Origin of the sequence: Streptomyces sp. RKAG337, from assembly GCF_023701715.1 — a bacterium.
In the GTDB taxonomy this organism is placed as follows: Bacteria; Actinomycetota; Actinomycetes; order Streptomycetales; family Streptomycetaceae; genus Actinacidiphila.
Window position 1 is genome coordinate 6,520,033 of sequence record NZ_JAJOZA010000001.1, and the last position, 12,794, is coordinate 6,532,826.

The 12,794-nt window shown below is 73.7% G+C and carries 10 protein-coding genes; 3 read left to right on the forward strand and 7 right to left on the reverse strand.

Annotated features, from left to right (window positions below):
* Positions 1-117: 117 nt before the first annotated feature.
* A complete protein-coding gene (locus LNW73_RS28980; RefSeq protein ID WP_250991909.1) occupies positions 118-606 on the reverse strand; it encodes an SRPBCC family protein in 489 nt (162 codons plus the stop codon).
* Positions 607-630: 24 nt separating this feature from the next.
* Positions 631-1,467: a DeoR/GlpR family DNA-binding transcription regulator gene (locus LNW73_RS28985; protein ID WP_250991910.1), complete on the reverse strand. Its 837-nt coding sequence runs from the start codon at positions 1,465-1,467 to the stop codon at positions 631-633.
* A 63-nt stretch (positions 1,468-1,530) separates the two neighbouring features.
* Between LNW73_RS28985 and LNW73_RS28990 the strand changes: the two genes are divergently transcribed.
* Positions 1,531-4,053 (forward strand): hypothetical protein, encoded by a 2,523-nt coding sequence (locus LNW73_RS28990; protein WP_374118214.1) that lies wholly within the window; start codon positions 1,531-1,533, stop codon positions 4,051-4,053.
* Here LNW73_RS28990 and LNW73_RS28995 read toward each other — a convergent pair.
* The 4 genes from LNW73_RS28995 to LNW73_RS29010 form a co-directional block, all read right to left on the reverse strand.
* Complete coding sequence (locus LNW73_RS28995) at positions 4,023-6,416, reverse strand: right-handed parallel beta-helix repeat-containing protein (RefSeq protein ID WP_250991912.1); 2,394 nt, start codon at positions 6,414-6,416, stop codon at positions 4,023-4,025. The genes LNW73_RS28990 and LNW73_RS28995 overlap by 31 nt on opposite strands.
* A gap of 87 nt (positions 6,417-6,503) precedes the next feature.
* Complete coding sequence (locus tag LNW73_RS29000) at positions 6,504-7,106, reverse strand: Rv1733c family protein (protein ID WP_250991913.1); 603 nt, start codon at positions 7,104-7,106, stop codon at positions 6,504-6,506.
* Between the two features lie 106 nt (positions 7,107-7,212).
* Positions 7,213-8,040: an MOSC domain-containing protein gene (locus LNW73_RS29005; RefSeq protein WP_250991914.1), complete on the reverse strand. Its 828-nt coding sequence runs from the start codon at positions 8,038-8,040 to the stop codon at positions 7,213-7,215.
* Positions 8,041-8,095: 55 nt separating this feature from the next.
* Entirely contained in the window at positions 8,096-8,698 is a 603-nt protein-coding gene (locus tag LNW73_RS29010) for a DUF6643 family protein (protein WP_250991915.1), read from the reverse strand.
* A gap of 258 nt (positions 8,699-8,956) precedes the next feature.
* Here LNW73_RS29010 and LNW73_RS29015 point away from each other — a divergent pair, with 258 nt between their 5' ends.
* Together LNW73_RS29015 and LNW73_RS29020 are read left to right on the forward strand one after the other, a co-directional pair.
* Positions 8,957-10,306, forward strand: coding sequence for a TerD family protein (locus LNW73_RS29015; protein ID WP_374118286.1), 1,350 nt, complete (start codon positions 8,957-8,959; stop codon positions 10,304-10,306).
* 118 nt (positions 10,307-10,424) lie between these two features.
* A complete protein-coding gene (locus LNW73_RS29020) occupies positions 10,425-11,573 on the forward strand; it encodes a glycosyltransferase (protein ID WP_250991917.1) in 1,149 nt (382 codons plus the stop codon).
* Here LNW73_RS29020 and LNW73_RS29025 read toward each other — a convergent pair.
* Positions 11,546-12,730 (reverse strand): glycosyltransferase, encoded by a 1,185-nt coding sequence (locus tag LNW73_RS29025; RefSeq protein ID WP_250991918.1) that lies wholly within the window; start codon positions 12,728-12,730, stop codon positions 11,546-11,548. The two genes, LNW73_RS29020 and LNW73_RS29025, sit on opposite strands and share 28 nt — an antisense overlap.
* Positions 12,731-12,794: the final 64 nt, after the last annotated feature.

Here is a 12,794-nt window from a genome sequence, read left to right on the forward strand (position 1 = left end):
GACGTGAGGGGGCCGGGGCCGCAGGTGGGGGGTTCGAAATGCTGCCGAGCTATTTGTGGGCCGCCAGGCCCGTAAATAGTCGATTTCGAACCCCCCACCGGAGGACCCGGCCCCCGACTACCCCACCCCCGCAAGCCGCCGGTCCAGCGCCAGCACCGCGTCGCGGAACGCCCGCCCCAGCCCCGGCCTCAGCACCCGCATCAACATACGCAGCGGCGCCGGGCCGTCCATCGCGAAGGTCCACTGCACCAGGCTGCCGGGGCCGACCGGCTCCACCCGCCACTCCTCCAACAGGGCCCGCAGCCCTGGCGCGTTGCACGTGTCCGCCCGGTAGACGTAGCGCTTCGGCGCCTCGTCGACCAGTACCGTCTCCTCGAAGCGGACGCCCCCGGCCAGGCCGACGTCGCGGCCCACCTCCGTGCGGCGCGCGGATTTCACCGCGGCGAACCACTCCGGGGTGCTCTCGGTGTCCACGGCGAGGGCGCGGTACACCGCCTCGGGCGGCGCGATGATGCCGAGCGTGAAGACCAGACGGACGGGCGCGGTGTCGAGGAAGTCCAGTTCGACGCGGCGCAGGGGGCGCGGGGAGCGCGATCGGCGGGCCATGGGCGCACCTTACGTGACGAGCCGTCAGCTGTCTGCGGCGGTGTCCGTCTCACCCGCGACGACCAGGTCCGACAGGTACTCGGCGATCTCCGCGCGCAGCACCTCGGGGATGCCGGCGTCCGTGACGAGGGTGTCGACGTCCTCGAGTGAGGCGAAGGAACTGAGGCCCACCGTCCCCCACTTGGTGTGGTCGGCGATCACCACGACCCGGCGTGCCGAGCGCACGAACTGCCGGTTGGTCTCGGCCTCCGCCAGGTTCGGCGTGGAGAGGCCGGCCTCGACCGAGATGCCGTGCACACCCAGGAACAGCATGTCGAAGTGGAGCGAGCCGATCGCCCGGTCCGCGACCGGGCCCACCAGGGAGTCCGACGGGGTCCGTACTCCGCCGGTGAGCACCACCGTCGCGGCGCCGTCCCGGCTCTGTGCTCCCGGCCGGCGCTGTGCGGTGTGGAAGACGTCGGCGACCCGCACCGAGTTGGTCACCACGGTCAGGTCGGGTACGTCCAGCAGGCGGTGGGCCAGGGAGTACGTCGTCGTGCCGCCCGACAGGGCGATCGCGCTGCCCGGCGTCACCAGCTTGGCGGCGGCCCGCGCGATGGCCTCCTTCGCGCCGAGCTCCAGGCCCGACTTCGCCTCGAAGCCCGGCTCGTGGCTGCTCGCTTCGACGACCGGTACCGCGCCGCCGTGCACCTTCTCCACGACGCCCTGCCGGGCCAGCGCGTCGAGATCGCGGCGGACCGTCATGTCCGAGACGTTGAGCTTGCGGGTGAGTTCGTTGACCCGTACCCCGCCGCGCCGCCTGACCTCGTCGAGGATCAGGGCACGCCGCTGCTCGGCGAGGAGATTCTGGTTGTCGCTCACCCGTGGCCCTGTCTCTCGTCTCATGCGTCCCGTCGACCGCCATCGAACCACGGTCATCCTTCCATGCGGGAGCCATCAGGGCGTGCGGGGGGTGATCGGGACTCCGCGGCGCGTCCTTGTCACGATTTCGGGTCACATTCCGTACGGAGGGCTGCGTCCGCCCGCCGGGGCGCCGATCCTGGGACGGTACGACAGGACGGGGGACACGTGAACCGGCATCCCGCACCCGGTACCGCGGACGCGTGGGAACCGGCACTCGAACTGCTCGTCCACGGCGTCGGCGGCGCCACACCCCAGGGGATGCTCGGCGATCCGCGCACCGTGCGGGTGGCGGGCGACGACACGGCCGGGCTGTACCGGCGGACCGTGGACGCCGACGCCGAACTCCACCCCGGCGCCGACCGGGACGCGCCGGTGCCCGAGGCCTACACCTGGTGCAATCTGACCTCGGGCAACGGCAGCCGGGCCATGTGGCTGCTCCTGATGCCGTTCATGGTCGCCAACCTCGCCCACTGGATGCGCCCGCCGACCGCCAGGGGCGGCCTGAACCGGGCCTATGACGTGCTGGTGCGGCTCATCGCGCTCACCTTGACGCTGCTGCTGGTCGCCGCCGTCTGCGAGGTCTCCATGGACCTGGTCGGCTGGCAGTGCGCGGGCAGCCCTTCTTGTGTCCGCGGCACGTACTGGCTCGGCTTCGCCGCCGCGCACCGCGGCGGCTGGTGGTCCGAGCCCGGTCGCCGGCTGGCGCTCGCGGCCCTGGTGCCCGGCGCGCTCACCGCGCTGTTGTGGTGGCTCTCGCACCGGACCTGGTACGCGTACGAGTCCCAGCGGCCGGCCACCGACAACCGTCCCGGCGCGGGCGGCCCCGCGTTGGCGCTGCCCGGCTTCTGGTACGGCCGCCGGCTGGTCGCGCGGCTGCGCTCCGCGCACACCGCCGCGGGCGCCCTCACCGTCGCGACGGCGCTGCTGGTGCCGGCGCTCCGCCGCGATCACGGCGTGCTCGGCGCCACCGGCTGGGCCCTCAGTGGGCTGATCGCCCTCCTCGCCGCCACGGTGGTCACCGAGACCTGTCGTGCGGGGCGCAGCGAGACGGAACCGGACGACGCCACGGACCACCGCACCGCCCGGTTGCTGTTGTGGGGCGGCCCGGCCGTTCTGGCCGCCGTCGCCGTCCACGCGTGCTGGCACCGTCCCGGCTGGGCCTCCGCGGGCCGGCTGCCCGCGGAGGCCACCTTCACCGCCCTCACGCTCGTCCAGGGCGCCCTGATCGCCGCGCTGGCCGTGACGGCCGCCCTGATGCACCACGAGGCCGGCGACCCGCCGCCCAGGATCCCGTCGCAGTCCCCGGAGCCCGCCGTGGAGGCGTCGCACTTCGGCGGCCACGCCGGGCAGGCGGTGCTGCACGGCCTCGGCGGGCCCGCGGTGGCGCTGCTCGCGTGCGCCCTGGGCGGTGTGCTGACCGGCGGGGTGTCCCAGCGGATAGCGGACTGGCTGGACCGGGGCGCGACACCGGGTCAGGACGGCGGTCCGCTGTGGGGACCGCCGGCGCTGCTGACGTGGCAGGCGTCGATCATCCCGGTTCTGCTGGTCGCGCTGGTGGGTGTGGTGGCCGGCGCGGCATGGCGGCTGTGGCGGGAGCGGCTGGCCGTCGGCGAGGAGATGGCCGCGCTCTATCCGGGGGAGGCCCGGCAGCCCGCCAGGACCCGGCAGATCGCCGGGGCGATCGCCCGCGCCGGGCTGACCGACTCCGCCGCGTCGCTGGTCGCGCTGGTCTGCGGGATCTCGTTCCTGCTCGGCGCGGGCGCCGTCGTCGGGGCGTGGACCGGCGGGGCCGGTCCCGGAGAGGCGGCGGAGGGCACTCCAGGACCGCTCCCGGACGTGGCGCGGGCCGCCCAGTCGCTGGGCTCATGGCTGGTCGGCGCGGGCGTCGTGGCCCTGCTGGCGCTCGGCCGCCGCGCCTACCGGGACGCCTCGGCGCGCCGCACGATCGGCATCCTCTGGGATGTGGGCACGTTCTGGCCGCGCGCCGCCCACCCGTTCGCGCCGCCCTGCTACGCCGAACGGGCCGTGCCCGACCTGACCTGGCGGATGGCCACCTGGACCGCCCGCACCGGCGGCCGGATCATCCTGTCCGGCCACTCGCAGGGCAGCGTCCTCGCGGCGGCGGCCGTCTGGCAGCTGGACCCGGCGACCCGGCGCCGGGTCGCCCTGCTCACCTACGGCTGCCCGCTGGAGCGGCTCTACGGCCGGTGGTTCCCCGCGTACTTCGGCCCGCCGCAGCTGTGCGCGCTGCACCGGGAGCTGAGTGCGTGGCGCAACCTGTGGCGGCGTACGGACCCGATCGGCGGCCCGGTGCGGGTCGGGGAGGGCACGGTGGTGGACCGCGGCCCGCTCAAGGACCCGGTCGCGTACGGCCGTACGCCGCGGCATCCGCTGCCGGAACCGGTGCTGGGCCACTCCGGCTTCCCGTGCGATCCGGTCTTCGCCGCCGAACGGGCCGCGCTGCTGCGCCGGTTACCCGCCGCGGAAACACCCGGGCCGCCCGGCCTGCCCGTTCAGGGCAGTTCCGGCAGGTCCTCCGGGTAGAGCAGCTGCAGCTCGTCATGGCTCGGCTCGGTGACGTGCGCGAGGCGTCCCGCATGCCGTTCGACCATCGCCTCGAACGTCTGCCGTGCCGTACGGCCGTTGCCGAAACCCGGCCCCCGGGGCAGGGCGTTGAAGTACTTGAGGATCGCGTCGCCCGCGTCGTCGCCGAGCTGGTACTCGTGCTCGATCGCCTGCGCCTCGACGATCCGCAGCAGCTCGTCGGCGGTGTAGTCGCCGAAGGTGATGGTGCGGGAGAACCGGGACGCCACACCGGGGTTGGAGGCGAGGAAGCGCTCCATCTCGGCGGTGTACCCGGCGACGATGACCACCACCGCGTCGCGGTGGTCCTCCATGAGCTTCACCAGGGTGTCGATCGCCTCACGGCCGAAGTCCCGCCCGGAGTCCTCCGGCGACAGCGCGTACGCCTCGTCGATGAACAGCACACCGCCGCGCGCCCGGTCGAACGCCTCCTGGGTGCGGATGGCGGTCGAGCCGATGTGCTCGCCGACCAGGTCCACCCGGGCCACCTCGACCAGATGCCCGCGCTGCAGCACACCCAGCGCGGCCAGGATCTCGCCGTACAGCCGCGCCACCGTGGTCTTGCCGGTACCGGGGGAGCCGGTGAAGACCAGATGCCTGCGCAGCGACGGCGCCTTGAGGCCGGCCTCCTGGCGGCGGCGGCCGACGGCGATCAGATCGATGAGGGTGCGCACCTCGCGCTTGACGCTGTCCAGGCCGACCAGCGCGTCGAGTTCGCCGAGCACATCGTCCGAGGCCCGGATCACGGGCTCCGGTGCCGCCGGCTCGGCGGAGCCCTGCTGGGGCACCCCGCCCAGCAGCCCGAACGACTGGACGGCGGCCACCGCGGTCACCGGCTGTCCGGCGTCCGGGGTCTGCTCGGCCGCCCGGTCGCTGGTGCAGTCCTCGGTGACCGGGCCCGGTTCGGCGAACTCGTAGCCGCCGCGCTCGCAGCGCTCGGTGCGGCAGCGGGTCAGGGTGCTGCGGCAGCCGTCGATGACATGGAAGCCGTAGCCGCGGCTGCCGGTGACCCGGCAGCCGGTGAAGGTGCCGCGGCCCTCGGCCGACACGTAGAACCCGGCCTCCGCGGGGTTGGTGACGGTGCAGCGGTCCAGCACCGGGTCGGCGCCCTTGGTGACGATGACACCGGTCGCCGTGTCGTCGATGGTGACCTGCGCGAGCGTGCCGCCGCTGCCGTGGTCGCGGAACCAGGCGCCGGTGGCGGCCTCGCGGATCCGGCAGTCGTCGAGCTGGACGGTCGCGCCGTCGCTGACCGACACCGCCGTGTTGCGCACCTGGGAGAAGTCGCTGTCCACGACATCGGCCCGGGAGCCCCGGTCGAGGACGAACAGGGCGTCGGGCACGTCGTGCACCCGGCAGGAGTCCAGCACGGCCGCGGCCCCGTCGCTCACCCAGACCGCCGGGTAGTCGCCCGTACTGTCGTGGATCTCGCACCGGTTGGCGTCCACCCGGGTACCCGGGTCCCACACCGAGAGGCCGTTGCGGCCGAAGCGGCGGACGGTGGAACGGGTGAGGGTGAGGACCGAACGGGCCCGCAGGTCGATCGCGTTCTCGGGGATGTCGTGGATGTCGCAGTCGGACAGGGTGAGCACCGCGTCGGTGTCGAGGGTGATCCCGTCCCCCGTGGTGCGGTGCACCTGGCAGTCCGTGAAGTGCCCGGTGGCGCGCGAGGCGACCTGCACACCGGTGCCCTTGATCTCGTAGATCTCGCAGCCGACGGCCTCGGCGGAGGTGCCCTCGCCGGTGACGGACAGGCCCGCGCCGTTGGTGTGGTGGATGCGGCAGCGCTCCAGCCGGGGCGAGGCGCCGCCGCGCACCGAGACTCCGGTCTGACCCGCGCAGACCACCTCGCAGTCCTCGAACAGCCCGCCGGCCGACTCCAGGACGCTGATCCCCAGGCCCGCCGGATTGTCCACGGTGCACTGCCGGACGGTGGGACGCGCGCTGTCGCGCACCTCTATCCCGACCGCCGACCTGGTCGCGACCCGCAGCCCGGTCAGCTCCGGGGCGCAGCCCTCGATGAGCAGCGCGGCCGCCGAGGTGTCCTGCCCCTCGACGGTCAGGTCCTGGACGAGCGCCGCCGCGCGCAACGTCAGCGCCACGCCGCCGGCGGGGGCGATCCGCACCGAGCCCAGGCCCTCCGCGGCGCGCAGGGTGACGGCCCGGGTGACGACGAGGTTCTCCCGGTAGGTGCCCGGCGCGATCGACAGCACGTCGCCGTCACCGGCCGCTTCCAGGGCGGCGGCCAGGGTCTCGTACTCTCCCGAACGGCGGCGCCACCGCGAGCTGCTCGTGCTGGTCACCTGCACCACGCCATGTGCCATCGGGCTGCCCTGCCCCCACCTCTTGCGTATAGCCGACCGGGGGATCCACCGTAGCGTGAGTGGGACGCCCTCCATGACGAGTCGCGGTCAGCCGCCGGCGCCCGCCCGTCCCCAATCCTGGCCCGCGCGGGTCCATTCGCGCTCCCATTCGAGCAGCCGGCGGCGCATGAGCCGCCACAGCAGCAACTGCCGTATGCCCAGCAGCAACGCACCCGCCAGGGCCGCCCCGCCGAGCCCGGCCAGCGCCGCGTGGGCCCTGGCGGTGGCGCGGTCCAGCGGCGGATCGACCGGCCGCCCGCCGCGATCGGTCCAGATGCGCAGCCGGCCGTCCACCTGCTCCTGGTTCTCGACGCGGACGGTGCCGCTGCGCGCCGAGCCGTCCGGCGCCGTCCAGGTCAGTACGGCGGGCCGCCGGGTCCGGCGCGCCTGGCCGGCCTCGGTGTCGGTCCCCGCCGCCGACCGGGGCGCGGCGGTCACCAGGGCGGCGGGCACCAGCGCGCGCTCCGCCAGCTGGTGGCGCACGGTGCGCTGCAGGGCGCGGTTGGCGGCCTGCCCGGTGAACCAGCCGGCCGCGGGCACGGCACAGAGCACGAGGACCACCGTGACCAGGCCGATCCACGCCTCGGCGAGATCCGACGCGCGGCGCAGCGGATTGCGCCGCCACCGCCACCAACGCACCTTGGAGCCCATGGAGCAGCACCCCCTTCGACCGTTCGAATACCTCAAACGGCGCGGCGACCGCGCGGGGTGAGCGGAGTCGTCCGCGCGGTGGTCGCAGGAGCGATGCCTCGACGCGTCACTCCAGGATGGTCAACGGGTCGCCGACCCGCAGGGTTCCGGGGTGTTCGGGGATCAGATTCTGGCCGAAGATCGTCGCGCCGTCGATCCGGTGGTGTTTCGCCAGACTGCGCATCGGTTCGCGACCGCGTTCCGCCGTGTCCTGGTTCGTGGTCGGTACGACGCAGCGCGCGCAGCGCTTGGCGACCCGGAAGGTGACCTCGCCGATCCTGATCCGCCGCCAGCCGTCCTCGGCCCACCCCTCGGTGCCGTCCACGACCACGTTGGGCCGGAACCGGTTCATCGGCAGCGGTCCCTCGGCCGCGTTGGCGCCCTGCGCGATATGGGTGTTGAGGGTGTCGAGCGAGGCGGTGGTGGTGAGGAGCAGCGGGAAGCCGTCGGCGAACGACACCGTGTCGCCGGGGTGCGAGTACTCCGGGTCGACGGGGCGGCAGACCGCCGGGTCGGCCATGTACACCAGGCGCGCCCGCACGCCGAGATAGTCGCTGAACCAGGTGGCGGCCTCGTCACCCGCCGCGACGGCATCGACCTTGTCGTGGAAGATCAGCACCGGTTCCGGCGTGCCCTGTTCCGGCCGGGCCACCCGCAGGGCCTCCTGGCCGGGCGCGGTGAACCGCAGCGAGCCGCCCCCCGACGGCTGCGCGGTCACCAGTGCCGTACTCGTCTGCTGCCGCTGCGTGATGACGCGCCCGTCAGCATCCACCAGCATCCACCTGCGGTCTCCGGCGAGCCCCCACGGCTCCACGTCCGCCGCTTCGCGGGCCAGGCCGCGAAGCGATTTGACCGGGTAGATGTACAGGGCGCTGAGCAGGGCGTGCGTCGACATACCGGCATCCTGCCAGGACCGGCCGTGAGCCGCCCAGCCGAATCCCGCACTCCGCTCAGCCCTGGTAGTAGCCCTGGTTCCCCTGGCCGAGCGGACGCCGCTGCTGATACGGGTCCTCGACATAGCCGTTCGGCACCTGGCGGGGCTGCACCGGGCGCTGCGGCGCCTGGCGCGCGGAGTCGTAGCCCAGACCCTGCGCGGGGGCCTGCGGCTGCGGCTGCTGCACCGGATAGCTGCCGGTGGAGCCGGGGTTGTAGCCGTTCGCCCCGGTGAAGCCGTTCGCACCGTTGAAGCCGTTGTACGAGCCGCTCGCGCGTCCCCCGCCGGCCTGCTGCGGGATGTACGGCGCGGGAGTGTGCTGCACCGGCGCGGGCTGCGGATGGTAGCCGTTCGACGGGTAGCCGTTGTACCCGCCCTGGGCGGCCGGGTACTGGGCGTACTGCGACGACGAACCGGACGGCAGCGCGGGGAGGGCGGCCGGCAGTGCCGGGAGGTTCCTGCCGGTCTCGTACGACGGGTACGAGTACTCCGACGGAACTCTGATCGGGGCGATCTGGGGGGTGCCACGCTCAGCGACGAGGCTGTCGTAGATCGGCGTGTCCGGGAAGGACGGCGCTGCGTAGTAGCCGCCACCATAGGTGCCGCGGGGGGAGCTCATGGCACTTAAGTTAAGCCCACGATGTGCCGGTTGGGGAGACCGATTAGTAGGTTGTTTTGTGTGCTGTGAGTGACGGTCGATCCCCAATACGAGCGAATCAACGAAAATCGGTCATCATTGAGCGTTGAGATCGCGTAAAAGCCGTGCCCGCGGGGCGTTACCGGCGGTCGCTCCCGACCGCGCGGCGGCAGCGTATGTCCGACGGCCTTGGGTCCGGGCTACGGTGGACGGCACCGTGCAAAAGGGGAGAGCATGACGATGCGCAAGGGCACGAACGTGCCGGTGTCCGTGCCGACGGTCCGCGTGGAGCTGGGATGGCGTACCGGTCCCGGTGTCCCGGACGTGGACGCCTCCGCCCTGCTGCTGGTGGGCGGCAAGGTCAGATCCGACGCCGACTTCGTCTTCTACAACCAGCCCGCGCACGCGTCCGGTGCCGTACGGCACGAGGGCAAGCGCACCGCGGGTGACGCGGTGACGGACACCCTTTCCGTCGATCTCAGCGGTGTGGAACCGGCCATCGAGACCATCGTGCTCGTCGCCTCCAGTGACGGCGGGACCTTCGGGCGGGTCCCCGGTCTGCACATCCGCCTCAGCGACCCGTCGAACGGCGCGGAACTGGCCCGCTTCGACAGCACCGACGCGTCCGTGGAGACGGCGTTCGTGCTCGGCGAGCTCTACCGCCGGCAGGGCGCCTGGAAGTTCCGCGCGGTGGGCCAGGGCTACGACAGCGGACTCGGCGGGCTCGCCACGGACTTCGGGATCTCGGTCGACGAGCCCGCACCGGTGACCGCTCCCGCTCCGGTGGCGCCGGCGCCGCAGCCCTACCAGGCCCCGCCGCAGCCGCACCCCGCGTACCAGCCGCCGCCGCAGCAGCAGCAGTACCAGGCACCGCCGCCCCCGCCGCAGCAGTACCAGGCACCGCCCCCGCCGGTGCAGCCGCCGCCCGCTCCGCCGGCCGCGCCGCAACCCGTGCGGCTCACGAAGGTGACGCTGACGAAGGAGGCGCCGTCGGTCTCCCTCACCAAGCAGGGCGGCGTCTCCGGCGCGATGCGGGTGAACCTGAGCTGGCAGATGCACAAACAGTTCAAGGGCTGGGGGCGCAAGAGCGGAAAGCCGTCGGCCTTCCACTCGGACCTCGACCTCGACCTGTGCGCGCTGTTCGAACTCGCCGACGGCAGCAAGGGCGTGATCCAGGCGCTCGGCAACGCGTTCGGATCGCTGCACCAGCCCCCGTACCTGCACCTGGACGGTGACGACAGGACCGGCGGCTCCGAGTCCGGTGAGAACCTCACCATCAACCTGGACCACAAGCAGGCGTTCCGCAGGATCCTCATCTTCGTGACGATCTACGAAGGCGCGCGCAGCTTCGCCGGACTGCACGCGACCGTCACCCTCCAGCCGCTGAACGGCGCCCCGATCGACTTCTCGCTCGACGAGTGCACCGTGCCGTCGAACGTCTGCGCCCTCGCGCTCATCACCAACCAGGGCGGTGACCTGGTGGTGCAGCGCGAGGCGCGCTACCTGGTGCCGCAGCGCGGGGTGAGCCCGCAGCGCACGGTCGACTACGCCTACGGATGGGGCATGAACTGGACGCCCGGCCGTAAGTGACCCGGAGCGCGCGGAACCGGCCCTGACGGGGTCGCCGCTGTGCCACAGTGGCGCCCCGGAGCGGTGGATTCCGGGAGGTTTCCGCCGCGCTCCGTGAGCAGTCACAAGGGGTGAGGCCGTGCGGGTCGCCATGCTGTCAGGACCGGACGGGCCGCGGCGGCCGGCCGCCTGGCACCGGGCCGCGGCCACGGTCGCCGATGTCGTCGAGCTGGTCACCGTCGGCGCGTTGAGCACCCCGCCGCTGCCAGGACTGCCGTTCGCCGGGCGCGATGAGCGGTGCCCGCACCGGTACGAGATCGAGGCCGCGCAGGGGAGCCGGAGCCGTCCGGCCGACGGCGCCGCCGGGCAGCGGGCCACCGCGGGCCGCATGGAGGCCGTCCTCCGGATCGAGACCGCGGAGTGCGGCGCGATCGACGTCCTGCACGGCCATGCCCCGGGCGCCGCCGGTCAGCTGCCGTGGCTGTCCAGGACCACCGGCATCCCGTACGTCCTGTCCGAGCACGACCGCCGCTGGCTCGGCCACCCGACGCGGCCGCTCCCCGGACTGCTCGACCGGCGGCGCGCGGCCCGGCTGTACCGGGAGGCGGCCGCCGTCCTGCCCGTCAGTGACGTACTGCTCGCCCGGCTCGGTGAACTCGGGCTCCCCGGCCGCCATCTCCTGGTGCCGCACCCCGTGGACACCGGGGCGCTGCCGGACGTTCCCGCCCGGGCGCGGATCCGCCAGGACCCGGTGCGCATCGTGGCCGCCGGCCCGCTCGTCGGGAACGAGGGCTGGGACGTACTGGTCGACGCCTTCGCCGAAGCGCTCGGCAAGGATGCGCGGTTACGGCTGCGGATCATCGGTGACGGACCCGGGCTCGGCGCCGTCCGGGACCACCTCCGGCGCGCCGGGACCGACGGCGCAGCCGTCCTCACCGGTGACCTCGGCCGGAAGGAGACCCTGCACGCCCTCGCGCACGCCGACCTCTTCGTGGACCCGCGGCACGTCAGCGGCTTCGGCACGACGGCACTCGACGCGCTGTGCTGCGGCACCCCGGTCGTCGGCGGCCGCACCGGGGCGCTGCCCGAACTCGTCGGCGGCGACGGCGGCATCCTCGTACCGGCCGCCGATCCTCGGGCCCTGGCCCTCGCACTGGTCGAGGCCGCCGCGGAACTGTCGCGGCGGCAGCCCGCGGCGCTCGCGGACCGGACCCGGCGGCACTTCGGACCGGACGCCGTCGGCGCGCGGCTGGCCGCCGTCTACACCGAGGCGTCGGGACGCGCGTAGGTCCTGCCCTTCCACGCCGCGCCCCGGCCGCGGTAGTGCTGCACCGCGGAATCGACGGTCATCAGCAGATACAGCGCCGCGGTGAAGGGGAGCAGCGGCGCCAGCCACAGCGGCTGCCGGTAGTAACGCAGCATCGGCAGATAGGTCGCCGCCATCACCGCCCACGCGGCCGCGCCCAGGGCGCACAGCGGCCAGGCCCCCGCCGCCGCACCGCCCAGCGCCGCCAGCGGCGGCACCAGATAGACGAGGACGAGCCCGGCGACGGTCGCCGCCAGGACCGCCGGATTGTGCCGCAGCTGCGCGTAGGCGCTGCGCGAGACCATCCGCCACAGCTCGCCCAGGTCCGGGTACGGGCGCACGCTGTCCACCCGGTCCGCGAGCCCGAGCCAGATCCGGCCGCCGCCGCCCTTCACCGCGCGGGCCAGCGCGACGTCGTCGATCACCGCGTGCCGGATCGACTCCGGCACCCGGGCCGCCTCGACGGCCGAGCGGCGGATCAGCACACAGCCGCCGGCCGCGGCGGCCGTCCTGCCGCCGGGACGGTTGATCCAGCGGAACGGGTACAGCTGGGCGAAGAAGTAGACGAACGCCGGGACGATCAGCCGTTCCCAGACCGTCTCCACGCGCAGCCGGGCCATCAGCGACACCATGTCGAGGTCCGCCGCCCGAGCCGCCGCCACCAGCGCGCGCAGCGAATCCGGCTCGTGCGCGATGTCCGCGTCCGTGAGCAGCAGATACTCCGCGCCGGTGCGCTCGGTGGCCAGCGCGATGCCGTGCCGTACGCCCCACAGCTTCCCGGTCCAGCCCGCCGGGAGCTCACCGGGCGAGGCCACCGTCAGCGGCAGCCCGCCGTGCAGCGCGCCGAGCGAACGGGCGGTGTCACCGGTCCCGTCCGTGCTTCCGTCGTCGATCAGGAAGACCTCGGCCCGGCCCGGATAGTCCTGCGCCAGCAGCGAGGGCAGGCTCAGCGGCAGCACGGCCGCCTCGTCACGGGCGGGCACGACGACGGCCACCGTCGGCCACGCTCCGGCCCCGCCGCCGGGGTCGGCCGCCGGCCCCGGCAGCCGGACATCCGTCCGCCAGAAGAACCCCTGCGCCAGCAGCAGCCACACCCACGCCAGCAGCGACACCCCAGCGACCCACGTCAGCACCGTCACCTGCCGCAGTCTGCCGCAACCGCGCCACGGCGGGTCCGGACGCGCCCGGACCCCCCACTCCCTG